The organism is Microcoleus sp. OTE_8_concoct_300 (genome assembly GCF_031383065.1).
Taxonomy (GTDB): Bacteria; Cyanobacteriota; Cyanobacteriia; order Cyanobacteriales; family Microcoleaceae; genus Microcoleus.
This window is the reverse complement of the sequence record NZ_JANMZH010000014.1, coordinates 1-12916: the sequence shown is the minus strand read 5'-3', so window position 1 is coordinate 12916 and position 12916 is coordinate 1. Positions and strand designations below refer to the sequence as shown.

General features: G+C 44.7%; 16 protein-coding genes and 1 pseudogene. 6 read left to right on the top strand and 11 right to left on the bottom strand.

Features of this window, described 5'->3' with window-relative positions:
- Nucleotides 1-215, top strand: a pseudogene (locus ACUVJL_RS01045) (GNAT family N-acetyltransferase); the annotation flags it as partial.
- Between the two features lie 91 nt (nucleotides 216-306).
- On the opposite strand, the gene ACUVJL_RS01040 reads toward ACUVJL_RS01045, so the two are convergent.
- The 6 genes from ACUVJL_RS01040 to ACUVJL_RS01015 all read right to left on the bottom strand — a co-directional run bounded on the left by ACUVJL_RS01040 (nucleotide 307) and on the right by ACUVJL_RS01015 (nucleotide 5329).
- A complete protein-coding gene (locus tag ACUVJL_RS01040) occupies nucleotides 307-876 on the bottom strand; it encodes a hypothetical protein (protein ID WP_445244145.1) in 570 nt (189 codons plus the stop codon).
- Nucleotides 877-1064: 188 nt separating this feature from the next.
- A complete protein-coding gene (locus ACUVJL_RS01035; RefSeq protein WP_445244144.1) occupies nucleotides 1065-1922 on the bottom strand; it encodes a bifunctional class I SAM-dependent methyltransferase/HIT family protein in 858 nt (285 codons plus the stop codon).
- A 31-nt stretch (nucleotides 1923-1953) separates the two neighbouring features.
- Nucleotides 1954-2235 carry a hypothetical protein gene (locus tag ACUVJL_RS01030; RefSeq protein WP_445244143.1) on the bottom strand — a complete coding sequence of 94 codons (282 nt, stop codon included), beginning with the start codon at nucleotides 2233-2235 and terminating at the stop codon, nucleotides 1954-1956.
- A 332-nt stretch (nucleotides 2236-2567) separates the two neighbouring features.
- Nucleotides 2568-4199, bottom strand: a complete 1632-nt coding sequence (locus ACUVJL_RS01025) for an Hsp70 family protein (RefSeq protein WP_445244142.1) — start codon at nucleotides 4197-4199, stop codon at nucleotides 2568-2570.
- 123 nt (nucleotides 4200-4322) lie between these two features.
- Nucleotides 4323-5105 carry a nucleotide exchange factor GrpE gene (locus tag ACUVJL_RS01020; protein WP_445244141.1) on the bottom strand — a complete coding sequence of 261 codons (783 nt, stop codon included), beginning with the start codon at nucleotides 5103-5105 and terminating at the stop codon, nucleotides 4323-4325.
- Nucleotides 5106-5116: 11 nt separating this feature from the next.
- Complete coding sequence (locus ACUVJL_RS01015) at nucleotides 5117-5329, bottom strand: DUF2997 domain-containing protein (RefSeq protein WP_006633566.1); 213 nt, start codon at nucleotides 5327-5329, stop codon at nucleotides 5117-5119.
- 82 nt (nucleotides 5330-5411) lie between these two features.
- Here ACUVJL_RS01015 and ACUVJL_RS01010 point away from each other — a divergent pair, with 82 nt between their 5' ends.
- Nucleotides 5412-6470 (top strand): threonine aldolase family protein, encoded by a 1059-nt coding sequence (locus tag ACUVJL_RS01010; protein ID WP_445244140.1) that lies wholly within the window; start codon nucleotides 5412-5414, stop codon nucleotides 6468-6470.
- 292 nt (nucleotides 6471-6762) lie between these two features.
- Here ACUVJL_RS01010 and ACUVJL_RS01005 read toward each other — a convergent pair whose 3' ends face one another.
- Both ACUVJL_RS01005 and ACUVJL_RS01000 read right to left on the bottom strand, forming a co-directional pair.
- Nucleotides 6763-7161: a DUF4112 domain-containing protein gene (locus tag ACUVJL_RS01005; RefSeq protein WP_445244139.1), complete on the bottom strand. Its 399-nt coding sequence runs from the start codon at nucleotides 7159-7161 to the stop codon at nucleotides 6763-6765.
- A 71-nt stretch (nucleotides 7162-7232) separates the two neighbouring features.
- Nucleotides 7233-7571 carry a winged helix-turn-helix transcriptional regulator gene (locus ACUVJL_RS01000; RefSeq protein WP_445244138.1) on the bottom strand — a complete coding sequence of 113 codons (339 nt, stop codon included), beginning with the start codon at nucleotides 7569-7571 and terminating at the stop codon, nucleotides 7233-7235.
- Nucleotides 7572-7687: 116 nt separating this feature from the next.
- On the opposite strand from ACUVJL_RS01000, the gene ACUVJL_RS00995 reads away from it, so the two are divergent.
- Nucleotides 7688-8386, top strand: coding sequence for a pirin family protein (locus ACUVJL_RS00995; RefSeq protein ID WP_445244137.1), 699 nt, complete (start codon nucleotides 7688-7690; stop codon nucleotides 8384-8386).
- 79 nt (nucleotides 8387-8465) lie between these two features.
- Here the strand turns inward: ACUVJL_RS00995 and ACUVJL_RS00990 are convergent, their stop codons facing one another.
- Complete coding sequence (locus tag ACUVJL_RS00990; RefSeq protein WP_445244136.1) at nucleotides 8466-8948, bottom strand: DUF2442 domain-containing protein; 483 nt, start codon at nucleotides 8946-8948, stop codon at nucleotides 8466-8468.
- A gap of 137 nt (nucleotides 8949-9085) precedes the next feature.
- Entirely contained in the window at nucleotides 9086-9355 is a 270-nt protein-coding gene (locus ACUVJL_RS00985; RefSeq protein ID WP_445244135.1) for a DUF4160 domain-containing protein, read from the bottom strand.
- Between the two features lie 381 nt (nucleotides 9356-9736).
- Here ACUVJL_RS00985 and ACUVJL_RS00980 point away from each other — a divergent pair, with 381 nt between their 5' ends.
- The 3 genes from ACUVJL_RS00980 (at nucleotide 9737) to ACUVJL_RS00970 (ending at nucleotide 12508) form a co-directional block, all read left to right on the top strand.
- Complete coding sequence (locus tag ACUVJL_RS00980) at nucleotides 9737-9943, top strand: hypothetical protein (RefSeq protein WP_445244134.1); 207 nt, start codon at nucleotides 9737-9739, stop codon at nucleotides 9941-9943.
- A 161-nt stretch (nucleotides 9944-10104) separates the two neighbouring features.
- Nucleotides 10105-11748 (top strand): trypsin-like peptidase domain-containing protein, encoded by a 1644-nt coding sequence (locus tag ACUVJL_RS00975; protein WP_445244133.1) that lies wholly within the window; start codon nucleotides 10105-10107, stop codon nucleotides 11746-11748.
- A 112-nt stretch (nucleotides 11749-11860) separates the two neighbouring features.
- A complete protein-coding gene (locus tag ACUVJL_RS00970) occupies nucleotides 11861-12508 on the top strand; it encodes a Uma2 family endonuclease (protein ID WP_445244132.1) in 648 nt (215 codons plus the stop codon).
- Between the two features lie 73 nt (nucleotides 12509-12581).
- On the opposite strand, the gene ACUVJL_RS00965 is transcribed toward ACUVJL_RS00970, so the two are convergent.
- Nucleotides 12582-12779, bottom strand: a complete 198-nt coding sequence (locus ACUVJL_RS00965) for a helix-turn-helix transcriptional regulator (RefSeq protein WP_445244131.1) — start codon at nucleotides 12777-12779, stop codon at nucleotides 12582-12584.
- Nucleotides 12780-12916 lie beyond the last annotated feature (137 nt).

Here is a 12916-nt window from a genome sequence, read left to right as displayed (position 1 = left end):
TCGTGCTGTGGGTAGGTACCGACGACGAAGACAATCAAACCACTCTTTCAGGCATCAATCTTTATCCTAACGTTTGGGAACACATCGCCAAAATTAGAAATTTGCGCGGTCATCCCTACGAATTTTATCAAAAAATGGGTTTTGCGATCGTCGGAGTGATGCCCGACGCGAACGGAATTGGCAAGCCAGATATTTTCATGGCAAAGCGGTTGTAAAGTTTAATGTAGATTCTAAATTTACTGACTGGTGGCTTGCCAATCCAACACTTAGTAAAATTAGTGGTTGAAAGTTTCCCAGAAAATCAGTCTAGTCTGGACGTGCGAACCCCGTTCGAGGGTCGCTAATAAACAAACCCAGAACTAACGAATCCATCACCGTATCCCAGACAGGAGTCAAACGCTCTGCATCGTCAACCCAGTAATCAAAAGTAATCAAACACTGAACATTAGAACCCAATCCAATACAGATTCGCGAATAAGCTTCCCGCTGCTCTGGAGGGTCGATAAACTTAAATTCAGTCCAAACAATCCGGGCAGTTTGCCGCTTCAATTGGATAATTTCCCCAAAAGCGATCGGATTCCGCGTCTCATCTTCAACCACCTTCTGTAATAGTGGCACCAGCGGAAAATCTGCCCAGTTACCAGGTGGTAGCAAATTAAACGAAACCTCCAAACGACAATCATCATCCGGCGGCTTTTTATCCGTAAATCGGAACGAGTTAGTATCCGGTTCAAAATGCCAATCTTCCGGGACATCAAAGCGGACTGCACCTCTTCCTGCTACAAAAATTCGAGTTCCAGGCTTTGACTTCCAATTGTGGTCTTCTTTGAGTTCTAGAGTTTCCTTGAGCCATTCTTGCTTTTTGCGCTTAGACATAAACAGAACACCAAATTGCTGCTAATGTGTAGTTTTAGACCTTGCAAACACATTTTAACTCTATTTTGCGCGCCGTTTGCTCAAATATAAGAATCCTTACAAAAATTATGAATTCCTCTCTTCTCTATTCCTCTGTGTTCTCTGCGCCTCTGCGGTAAAAAAGAATTCCTTTCACAATTGGCTAACTTTTATTTTTCACTCTTGGGAATCACAGACCTCATTCCGCCTTTATTCCCAGCCGCATCGCCATTGTAACGGGGGATAACATGAATAGCCGCGTGACTGCGACTTTGACCAGCCTGTTTATTAATATTGATTCCCACATTAAAACCGTCTGGCTGAAACTCTTTACTTAACATTTGTTGCACCTTATTAGCCATAAACCAGCAAGCCGATTGCTCTCGAAAAGGCAGTTGAAAATAATTAGCAACGTGACGCTTGGGGATGATTAAAACATGACCTTTGCTGGCGGGATAACCGTCAAACATCGCATAAGCTGTTGCTGATTCAGTTAGCAAAATTAGGTTTTTATACGGATTGCAAAATATGCAGTGATTAGTTGAATTCCTTTGATGGTTGTAATGCACGTATTTATAAATTTCACAAGACTCATCTAGGTGAATTGGCTTAAATGGAAGTTTGACAATGCACTGATATGTAGGTTTTTTGTGGACATAATGTTCTCGAAAGCCTTCTTTTTTGATATCCCTTCTCACCGCAAAATACGCATTTCCTCCCGGTTTCAACAGGTGCGACACTTCCATCAGGACATTAGCTTGTTCTTCAGGAAACAAAACATTCAAAACATAAAAGCAAATGATTGTGTCGAATTTATCTTCGGGGAATTCCGGGAAATAATAAGGGTCATAACCCGTAATATCGAACCCTTTTTGCTGCAACAATCTCACATCGCTGCCCAAGCCACAGCCAAAATCTAAGACTTTGCCTTGCAGCAAGTTTTTATCCAATAAAAACCTTGCCGGAAATGACAGATAAATTCTTTCGATAGCCGTCAGGTGGCTGAATTTATTTTGTTGCTTTTTCATGGCGGCATAAATTTGATTTTAATCATTGTTTTTAGTCTTTGCGTAAAGGTTTTGTTAAAATTCCGAGAAGTTTGTCAACTTCGTTAATATAATAATCCTTCAAGTCAATAAAAGCTGTTTGATTTACCAATTTGAGAAACTTCCAAGCATTTCCCGTGGTAACACCTCCGTAAATCGCCTCTATTTCATCATTTTGCTGTTGATTGAATCGCTGGGCTCCCAACATTTCAGCAATACACTTTCCTAATCCGTTTTTGATGTTTTCATTTTTGGCTTCTACTAAGGTGACAACTGGTGTTCGGATTTCGTACAAATCGCTGGATGCGGTGAGGATATAATCGCAATAGCCGCTAAGTCCGCTTTCGGGATCGGGGTTAAATTCTGTACCGGAAAAAAAGCCGATTTGGAAGTTTAAAAGGCGCCGGACTTCTAGCAGTACGGGAGCAATAATTAATTCCGATCGCGCTTTTTCAGTATTGATAGCATTGGCGAGAGGGATATATTCTGCTAGGGTTGTTTTGAGATATAGCCTTTCTCAGAAAGATGAGGTACGACTGGGCATAGGGCATAGGGCATAGGGCATAGGGCATAGGGCATAGGGCATACCTCACTTTTTTGAGAACCGCTATACTTGAGATTTTACCATTATTGCAGTTTGGCGATCGCCCCTTTTTCCACCAACACCTTACCAGTCACCAAATCCCGCACCGTCGCCAACAAAACCCGCCTCTCATCCACCTCAAAACTCACCGAAATCCTGTCAATTCCCAATACCCCGGGCGGATTTAAATGCGCTACGCAAACCTGCTGGTGGTGGCTTTCCAGAGAGCGAAAATCCGTCTGTTTGTTGAGCAAGCTGCTCGTCATTTGCCCTTTTTCGTTAAAAATAACCTCCGCTTGCGATACCTCCGCAACTTCCCCAATATCTAACCGAATTTCCCTTTGCCCTTCAATTGCCACTTGCAGCGTCAACTCTTCGGAACTTTGACAAGGATACTTCATTTCCTTGCTAAATATCGGCGAATAATCATAAGCTTTAGCATAAGGTTCCCAGAGGCGAATTGCATAGCTGTGGCGCAAATAATCGTCAACACTCGCTAATTGTGTCAACGCTAAAGCACCGTGCGCCACAGCTTCAAAAGGCTTGTCTGTTTGGACTTTTTGTCGCCCAAAATACGAAACCACTAAATTAGATACAGCCGGAATTAGAGAAGTTCCTCCTACCAGCAAAACCTGTTCAATATCTGCTTTGCCGATACCTTTTCCCATTGCAATGCTCAGCACTTCATCTAAACTTTCCCGCAACTGTTCTAACAACTGCCTAGATTCCAGAATTTCCTCAAGCTTGTCTCGGTTTAGCTGCAAGTCGTAAGACATAAAATTTTCATCGTCCAACCAACTTTCCTTAGCCTCATTAACTTGAGAAAGTTGAATTTTTAATTTTTCCGCTATTTCTAATAAATTTTGCCAGCCAACTGAGCCGACTTCTGCCCGCGACGAACCAATTTGCCGCAAATAATCTTCCACAATCCAGATGTCAATATCTTCGCCGCCTACATAAGCATCGGATTTTGCCAACACTTCGGCACGCACCCCCCCCAGCCCCCCCTTGTCAAGGGGGGGAGCGAGATTTCTCTCCCCCAAGCTTCGGGGGGGTAAGGGGGGGGTTACAGCAGTACGGACTAAACTTAAATCTAAAGTTCCGCCGCCAAAATCAACTACTAAAACTAGAGCTCCGGGGCGTTTTACTGCATATCCCAGGGCGGCGGCTGTGGATTCATCTATTACCTGAACTTCAGAACCCCCTAAATTTTCTCCTAAGTCGCGAAACCAATCTAGATATCGCTCAAATGCTCCGACTGGTACTGTAAAAATTACTTTTTCTGGCTGTATATTTTGGAAATATAATTGTTTCCAAATAGTCTTAATAAACTGTTCTGCTACTGATTCGGCTGTGTAGGTGTCCCCGTCGATATTGCGCGGCGGCGGCTGAAAGTCGGCAGCTAAATTGCGTTTAAAAGCTTTGAAAAAACGGTCGGGCTGGGATTGCCCCAAACGCTGCGATCGCACTTTTTCTCCCAACACCAACTCTCCCGCCTTGTTCACAAAAACTAAAGTCGGCACTACAGATATTTCTCGAACATCTCCGCTCAAATTCTTCGTTTTAAAAATGCGGGACATCTCGCCCAATCTCAAAGTTTCTGGTGTTTGCGTATCCGGGTTGAGAATGCAGACAACCGTGTTGCTGGTGCCGAAGTCAATTGCAACTATAGTCATGGTGATTTTAGATTTTAGATTTTAGATTTTAGATTTAATTTTTCATGCGGCCCTGGGTGGTGCAGCTAAGTTTATAGGACTTAGGCATCTACTCTATTTGTAGGGTCGCATTGCGCCCCTTACTTAATTTTTTATGCCCCCTGGAAGGGTGCGACTAACTTTAGCAGGAACAAGAATTCGCTCTCGCTCCCGATAGCCGACAAACCGAATATAAACTAATTCGCCTTCTGTTATATCCTCAACATCCGGCTGGTGCAACTGCGGATTGTAAGCAGTTTGTTCCCAGGCCGAACCAATCGTTTCAAAATCCCAGCTTGACAAGAGATTTTCTAAGGGAGTAAACAAAGCTGAGAGATTTTTGGCGGGCATATCCGGCTTGGCTTCTGCCATTTTGCGGGCGGCGGGATAGTTAGTTAACAAAGTTTGCAACTGTTCAAAGGTAGCGCGGCGAAAATCGGCAGTTAGTTGAGCTTTTTGCTGCTGCAGTTCTTCTCGCAGCCGGAAACACTGCTGCCTCAATTCTTCAATTTCGGTGGGATTAGTTGTGATTGTATCCGATATTGGCAGCGCGCTCAAAGTGCGATCGAACTCTTGAAAATTCAAATTCAGCACTGTTGCCAGCCGCCTCAGTTGGTTTACCGTGAGTTTTCCCACGTCTCCCTGCCGCACTAAACGCACCCCGTAGCGACTTAAGCCTGCTTTTTCGCCTAAATCTTGCCAATCGAGAATGTTTAGTTGATTCATGCGTTCCCGCAGAATTGTATCGTACTTAAACTCGATCGCATCTCCCGCCTCAGATGCAGCATAAAGGTAGACTAAAATTAGAAAAATGCCCCCGACAGCTAGCGCGATGCTGAAGGCAGGCACTGTTGTTACATCAACTGTTGCACCCAGGATATCAAACATCTTTAACTCTTCTAAACTTGTTTTAAAGTCTGCGTTTGTTCAACGACCAAATTTTCTTCGCCTTGGTAGTATTCTGGCAGCAAGTCTTGAGATTCTACTTTTCCGAGGGCTTTTTCAATTCCGGCGGTGGTTTCGGTGCAACTAGAACCGGTGGCGTTGAGGACGGTTTCGGTAATTTTGCCGTCTTTGCCGATACGGTATTCTATTTGGCGGTATTCTGCCATAATTCTTCCTCTTGCTTTAATGCTTGAGTGTTGACTGTTGAGTGTTGAGTTATATTATAGATTCTATTTACCAATTATTCTAATGAATTTTTGTAGCGACAATGCAACCGGGGTTTCGCCGGAGATTATGGCTGCGATAGCAGCGGCTAATTGCGGTGCTGTGAAGTCTTACGGAGATGATGAATATACGCAGCGTTTGCAAGTTAAATTTTCGGAGTTGTTCGAGACATCGGTGACAGTTTTTCCTGTAGCAACCGGTTCGGCTGCTAATGCTCTGGCCCTTGCGGTTATGACTCCTCCTTATGGGGCTGTTTACTGTCACGCGGAATCTCATATTAATGTGGATGAATGCGGCGCGCCGGAGTTTTTTACAGGCGGTGCAAAGTTAGTGACAGTAACAGGAAATCATGCTAAAATAGAGGCAGAGACTTTAGCAAAAATGCTCGATCGCGCTGGTGCAGGTGTCGTCCATCACGTACAGCCCGCAGCCGTCAGCATCACTCAAGCAACGGAAGCGGGCACAGTCTACAATCCAGCGGAAATTTCCCACATTTCGGAAGTGGTTCGCGCTCACAATTTGCACCTACACATGGATGGAGCCCGCTTTGCCAATGCTGTTGTCAGTTTGGGCTGTTCTCCGGCGGATATCACTTGGCGCGCCGGTGTGGATATTCTATCGTTTGGAGCGACAAAAAACGGCGCGATGGCTGCGGAAGCTGTGGTTTTTTTTAATCGAGAATTAGCAAAGACTTTCCCTTTTTACCGCAAGCGCAGCGGGCATCTCTTCTCCAAAATGCGGTTTTTGTCGGCGCAGTTGGAAGCGTATATAACGGATGATTTGTGGCTGAAGAATGCGGCTCATGCAAATAATATGGCAGCCAAATTAGCCCAAGGTTTGGCGGGAGTTGAGGGAGCGAATTTTTGCCATCGGGTTGAAGCCAACGAGATTTTTATTCAACTTCCAGAATCGGTAATTACATCGGTTCTAGCTGAGGGTTTTCTGTTTTATCGGTGGGACGAATGTACTGTTAGACTGGTAACGGCTTTTAATACTCTGGAAGCGGATGTTATTGCTTTGGTGGAAGCGGTTAAACGAAACAGTAATTATTTCGTAGGGGCGGGTTTTACGAATAATATTTGACAACTACCAACAATCTATATCAACCCGCCCCCCACCACAGATAACCCACATCAACATTAAATTTGGATCGAAGGCGGAAAATGTAAATTGTGATTTTTCGTTGGATTGGGGCGGGTTTGAGAGATTGTTGGTTATTTCTGAGATGTTGCACCATTCTCAATTACTTGTTTAGGAACAGGCAAGATGCCTGTTCCACAAGAAAATTCACTCTTTGTGGAACAGGCATCTTGCCTGTTCTTGAGAATGGTGCAAGATGTGAGTTATTTACAATTATTATTTGTGAAACCCGCCCCTACAATTTAATGGATTCAGAAATCGGTTCTGCAACTGCGGCTAGGTCGGGTTCAACTGCTTCGAGGTGTGCTTCTAAAAGCGCAAGATTTCTCATGTTTGATTTATAAAAAGCATCGAAGATATCTCCGACTAAAGGTACTGATCCCACAACGGCTTCTAGACCGATATTGTAAATCATTTTCCCTAGAGTTTTTTGGGGGATATTGAATCGAGTTGCTAAATAAATTAGGTAGGCGGAAAACGCGGTATCTACGATATCCCCAGCACCCGGAACTAAACCAATAATGGGGTCTAAACCAATGCGAAATTTAGTGCCGGGGATGCCAATGGCGGTATCCATCAGGCGGCTGAGTTTGCGGATGCGGTTGAGGGTGGCGAGACGCTCTATGTTGTTCATATTATTATTGTTGAACTAGGTTGAAAAATTGAAATCTGTCGGAAGACGGAAAAAAAACATCTAGAAACCGCTCATTCTCGATCTTCGCTAATATGCTTAATTCCCCATTCGTGCATACTATCAATAATCGGTTTGAGACTTTCGCCCACAGGCGTTAGCGAATATTCAACTTTCGGCGGAACTTGCAGGTAAATTTCCCGGTGCACAATCCCGTCTGATTCCATTTCCCGCAGTTGCTGCGTCAGCATCTTCTGAGTAATGCCGTTGACAGATCGTTGCAGCTCGTTAAAACGCTTCACTCCTTGAAACAACTCCCGCAGAATCAAGACTTTCCAGCGCCCGCCAATCACCTCTAGAGTGCGTTCTACAGGGCAATTTGCTCGATCGACTTTTACTTCTTGGACTTGCATAGTATCTTTTTGGTAAGTACCGTACTTTTAAGTGCGTACTACCCATAATAACTTGACTGGGTTTAAAATAAAAACATCAAAGAAACACCCGATAAATTTCACTGAGGATTCAGAAAATGATTACCGTCAGAAAAAGTGAAGCAAGAGGACACGCTAATCACGGTTGGCTGGACAGTTACCACACATTTTCTTTTGCCAGCTATTACGATCCAAATTATATGAATTTTCGATCGTTGCGGGTAATTAATGAGGATTTCGTTAGCCCCGGCAAAGGTTTCGGCACTCACGGGCACAGCGACATGGAAATCATTACTTATGTACTGGAAGGAGCATTAGAACATAAGGACAGTTTGGGTACTGGTGCCGTGATTAAACCCGGTGAAGTGCAGCGGATGACTGCAGGTACGGGCATCCAGCACAGCGAGTTCAATCACTCGCAAACAGACCCGGTTCATTTGCTGCAAATCTGGCTTTTACCCGATACAAAAGGCTTATCACCCAGTTACGAGCAGCGGGATTTTCCCCTAGCAGAAAGGCGCGGAAAACTGCGGTTAGTGGCGGCGCGAGATGCGAGAGAGGGTGCTGTGAAAGTGCATCAAGATGTGGATTTGTATGCGGCTGTTTTGGATAAAGACTCGCGGGTTTCTCATGCTTTGGGGCGGAATCGCCATGCTTGGGTGCAAGTTGCTCGCGGCTCGGTTTTGCTCAACGGTTTGACTTTAGAACATGGCGACGCTGCGGCGGTTAGCGGCGAAACTGAGGTGGTGATTGACGCGGCGGAAGATGCGGAATTTTTGCTGTTTGATTTAGCATAAAATTGAATGCGAAATCCCCGAATTCTTGGAGAATTCGGGGATTTAATTAGGTGGCATCTGCTGACAGCTCAAAAGGATTTCAAGAATTAACAGAAATATTCTTTTTAGGTCGTCCGCCTTTCTTGCCATTTTTCCGAGCTGCTGCCGATTTAGAGCTTGAAATTGCCTGTCCTCCCTTCCTACCTAATTCAGCCATCCAAGATTTTGTGCCAAAAATACCTGCTACAAGTTCGGGAATGCCAAAATCAACATCTAAGCTTTCCCAGTGTACGCTGCTGCCAGAAGGAGGCAGCCAAACATCAGCAAGCTGTTCTGGTGAAGCACCTTCTAAGCATTGTGCCAGCTTTGGAGGAAAACAAAAAATAGCACCGTTTTTCAGTTTGATAACTATTAAATCTTCCGATTGATTATACTGCACGGATTCGGCACGCGGTTCAGTAGCCTCAGCGGTTTTCCATGCTTGCTTGGCTTGGGCTATTTGCTCTCGGAGATTTTCCTCTGTTAACTCTTTGTCCCAGTTTCTAAATACCATGTATTCCTCCTCTTTTGTCACTTGCGACATTAAATATTCTCAAACTTGTGTCCCGTATGGATTCTGTCTTTCCGGTAACGAAAGACAGAATCCCTCATAAATTTAAGGCGGAACTACTGATTTTACAGTAGCTTCAGATTGGTAAACAAATTTTATTTTTTCCAGAGTCATTGATGTATTTCTTGCCATTTGCTTAATAACATTTCTTGATTATCTGCTACTAATATAAGAGCCCTAACTAAATCTTTATCCTTTATTCGCTCGTGTGCGTAAACTAAGCTAGGAGCTTGTTTTTCAGTGCCAATATTAATTTTGATTTCCATCTGGTTCTTATCATTTTTTCTACCTTTGAAGATGTGGACGTGAGCTGGAATATGGTCGTTAGTATAAATATATATAAATAGATTGTTCTGGCGGTCTTCAAGAACTTTGGGCATGAGACGCTGTTCTCCAACGTGAGGGTTTGCAGGACTTATGCACAGCCTGCCTGTAGTAGGGGCAATCGCCCCCGTTGTTGCCCCTATTTTTGGATTGTGGCATAAGCCCTAATTGCATAATAACCCAAGCGTTGGGTTTTGTCAAGTGACGCATTCTACTAATACTTGTGCGTAGGGTGCGTCAGTGCGAAGCTAACAATCTGGTAAAAAATCATCAATCCTGACGCACCTTTTGCTGTTGCCTGGGATTGTGTTAAGCGGACTGTGAATAACATGATACTTAATCATGGGTTACTACTTAGGAAATAAGTAAATAGGAGGAAGAAAGTAAATTTTATTTGTGGTATTTTTTCTAAGGGTAAATCTTTAGGATAAATTTTTATGCAACAAAACCCGATCGCCAGAAAGCATCTTGTTTGGAGCCTGCTCACTGGTTTAGCAGTCGGCGCCATCGCAGGCGCACCCCTCGGCTGGATGGCTAATGGGTATTATTCCGAGCAGCGTTTGGCTCAAATTCTGATTTGCCGAGAAAAAAATAAAGATCAGCCAGTTGCTATTGTTGAGTCTAGGTGCGGTTCCCGATTCTAAATTTTTCTGCTAGCCAGAGGGCTGTGTCAAATATTGTCAGGCTTCTGCGAATGTCGAAAGTTCGATCGCGCAGGCGTTTTCGCGTTGTCAACCGTCAATATGCCACAAACCGGAAAAGTTATCCGTCAGTTGATATGTGGGTATGTTAAATTTACACAATAATGAATTACAGCAGAACAATTCCGGCTATTTTGAGTGCTACGATCGCCCTGAGTTCGATCGCCCTCATCCCATTGACATCACCTCAAATTGCCCTCGCATTAACCGCCGACAAAGTTAAAACCGTCGCTAAAGAAATTACTGTTCGCATCCAGGGGCCAAAAGGCGGTTCAGGAGTAATTTTAGAGAAACAAGGCAGTACATACTATATTCTCACAAACTGGCACGTTGTCGATAAAGCCGGCGATTACCAGGTCGTAACTCCGGACGGTCAAGCTCACTCTGTATACTATAGCCTCGTGCGGCGAGTGCCCGGGATGGATTTAGCGGTCGTGCCCTTCAGCAGTCCTCAAAGCTACCCCCTGGCTCAATTAGCCAATTCCCCAGCAACTAAGGGAAACAAGGCTTATGTGGCCGGCTGGCCGATATCCGGCGGTTCTCTGAGACAGCCGATTTTCATCGCCACGGAAGGTCAGCTTACCGGCCGCCAAACTCCCTGGAACGGTTATACTTTGGTATACAATAACTTAGTGAGAGCGGGAATGAGCGGCGGGCCGGTGCTCGATGACGCGGGGCGACTTGTCGCAATTAACGGCATTGTCAGGTTAGAGGAAAATTCCGATAAAATCGTGGCGGCGGGAATAGAAATTAATACTTTCATGAAATGGCGATCGACTATTTCGCTGCCAGTAGTTCCCCAATCTCCTACTGCCGGAAATCCTAAAACTCCAGGAAATAATGCGCCCCGCAGGCCCGCAAGTGCGATCGCCTTTGCTGCTACAAATACCCTCAAAGGGCCTTCGGAAGTTGTCAGTTCCCTTGCCCTAGCTTCAACTTATTTTACCACAGGAAATAGCAACGGCACTATCTCAGTTTGGAATTTTCCCAGCGGGCAATTAAAAACTACCCTGCAAGGACACACGGAAGCGGTAAACGCACTGGGCGCGAGTGCGGATGGCAAGCTGTTAGCTAGCGGCAGCGATGACAAAACTGTGAAAATTTGGAATTTAGAAACTGGCGCGGTTGTACGCACTTTGAACGGGCATTCCAATGCTGTTTCGAGCGTTGCCGTCAGTCCCGACGGTCAATTTGTAGCCAGCGGCAGTTGGGACAAAACGATTAAGATTTGGAACCCGAAAACAGGAGAGTTGCTGCGGACTTTGACCGGGCATTCTGGGTTGGTGAATGCAGTTGCAGTTAGTCCCGACAACAAAACTTTAGCTAGCGGCAGCAAAGACGGTTCAATTAGGTTGTGGAATTTAGCTAGCGGTCAAGCAATTCGCACGATTGGCGGCAAAAATTTGGCTGTTTTGTCCCTAGCTTTTACTCCCGACGGCAAAAGTTTAGCGGCGGGAAGCAGCAATGGCACTGTCGGGTTGTGGAATGCGGGAAACGGGCAGTTAATTCGCCGTTTAAGCGGCCATACTGATGGAGTTTGGTCGGTGGCTTTCAGTCGGGATGGCACTACGCTGGTTACTGGGAGTTGGGATAAGAGTGTGAGACTTTGGGATGTGCGATCGGGGGAATTGAGAGGTATTTTGAGCGGTCATTCTGGCTACGTTAGTGCTGTGGCGATTAGCGCAGATGGTAAGACTATTGTTAGTGCGGGTTGGTTGGGGGAAATTAAGATTTGGAAAAGGAGTTGAGATTTTTTTATTTAACCGCAGAGGGCGCAGAGGGCGCAGAGGAGGAGTAGAGAGAACAGGGTTTGCATTTGATTGAGTGGTGTTATACGATCGAGATATTTGGGATAAAAAAATGAGTGGACTAAAGACTAAATTGCCAACTGATATCTGGGTAGCAGCAACCTGGGAAGAGTTCATCGCAATGGCAGATGACCCAGCTTACCATAAAGCCAAATGCTATTATCGCAACGGACAAATGAGGATTGAAACTAGGTCAGTAGGGCCAGATCATGCAACCGATAATACAATCATCAGCTTTGCTGTTAACTTATTCTGCACCATAAAAGGTACTTCTCTAAAAGGACTTACCAACTGTAGCTACCGGAAAACAGGAGTCCGAGAGTGTCAGCCAGACGTATCTTACTACATTGGATCTAGAGCGCAATTAGCACCGAGTGGAAGTTCGATCGCAAGTCTTGACGTTACCCCACCGCCAGATTTGGTCATAGAAGTTGCTGACTCAACTTTGGCTGATGATATCGGTGAAAAACGGTTGCTTTATGAAGAGTTAAAAGTCGCTGAATATTGGGTACTAGACGTGCAGAAATCTCAAATTATTGCCTTTGCTATTATTGCTGATAATGGCAGTCGGCGACTTGTTCAATCGGAAGTTTTGCCGGGATTAACTGTTGCTGTGTTGGAAGAGGCTTTGCGGCGGAGTCGCACTGAAGATCAAGCACAGGTAGGGGCTTGGTTGTTGGCTCAATTGCAGCAGCAGTAATCCAAATAGAAAGCGATCGCCCTCTCTACAAAAAAGCGCGATTGTCCAACCTATTTTATCTTAACTCCCCAAGCTAAACTACTAAATCTTCTATCGTGAAATTCAATAAGTCGCACAGGGCTTTCATCTGTGCTGGGTAAAGCTTGGGGACGTGTCTGTCGGTTTCCCAGTTGATGACCGTTGATTGCACAACTTTACACGCTCTTGCCACTTGTATGCGAGTCAAACCTAGACTTTCACGTCTTTCTCTTAGCTTTTGCCCCAGCGTCATTATCTATCCCTCATTCAGTTGACTATATGTATTCAGTTGACTGTATATAATCAACTGAATATCTACAGTCAGTTGACTATATTTAGTTAATTATTTTAAACAATTTTTGTAAATAACTATTGACTCGATATAAAAAA

Coding starts and splice junctions, on each gene's coding strand:
- ACUVJL_RS01000 (WP_445244138.1), bottom strand. CDS start 7,571: ATGCAAGTCCAAGAAGTAAAAGTCGATCGAGCAAATTGCCCTGTAGAA.
- ACUVJL_RS00970 (WP_445244132.1), top strand. CDS start 11,861: ATGAGTGGACTAAAGACTAAATTGCCAACTGATATCTGGGTAGCAGCA.
- ACUVJL_RS01015 (WP_006633566.1), bottom strand. CDS start 5,329: ATGGCAGAATACCGCCAAATAGAATACCGTATCGGCAAAGACGGCAAA.
- ACUVJL_RS01035 (WP_445244144.1), bottom strand. CDS start 1,922: ATGAAAAAGCAACAAAATAAATTCAGCCACCTGACGGCTATCGAAAGA.
- ACUVJL_RS00990 (WP_445244136.1), bottom strand. CDS start 8,948: ATGTCGCAAGTGACAAAAGAGGAGGAATACATGGTATTTAGAAACTGG.
- ACUVJL_RS01025 (WP_445244142.1), bottom strand. CDS start 4,199: ATGACTATAGTTGCAATTGACTTCGGCACCAGCAACACGGTTGTCTGC.
- ACUVJL_RS01010 (WP_445244140.1), top strand. CDS start 5,412: ATGAATTTTTGTAGCGACAATGCAACCGGGGTTTCGCCGGAGATTATG.
- ACUVJL_RS01040 (WP_445244145.1), bottom strand. CDS start 876: ATGTCTAAGCGCAAAAAGCAAGAATGGCTCAAGGAAACTCTAGAACTC.
- ACUVJL_RS01020 (WP_445244141.1), bottom strand. CDS start 5,105: ATGTTTGATATCCTGGGTGCAACAGTTGATGTAACAACAGTGCCTGCC.
- ACUVJL_RS00965 (WP_445244131.1), bottom strand. CDS start 12,779: ATGACGCTGGGGCAAAAGCTAAGAGAAAGACGTGAAAGTCTAGGTTTG.
- ACUVJL_RS00985 (WP_445244135.1), bottom strand. CDS start 9,355: ATGCCCAAAGTTCTTGAAGACCGCCAGAACAATCTATTTATATATATT.
- ACUVJL_RS00995 (WP_445244137.1), top strand. CDS start 7,688: ATGATTACCGTCAGAAAAAGTGAAGCAAGAGGACACGCTAATCACGGT.
- ACUVJL_RS00980 (WP_445244134.1), top strand. CDS start 9,737: ATGCAACAAAACCCGATCGCCAGAAAGCATCTTGTTTGGAGCCTGCTC.
- ACUVJL_RS01005 (WP_445244139.1), bottom strand. CDS start 7,161: ATGAACAACATAGAGCGTCTCGCCACCCTCAACCGCATCCGCAAACTC.
- ACUVJL_RS00975 (WP_445244133.1), top strand. CDS start 10,105: ATGAATTACAGCAGAACAATTCCGGCTATTTTGAGTGCTACGATCGCC.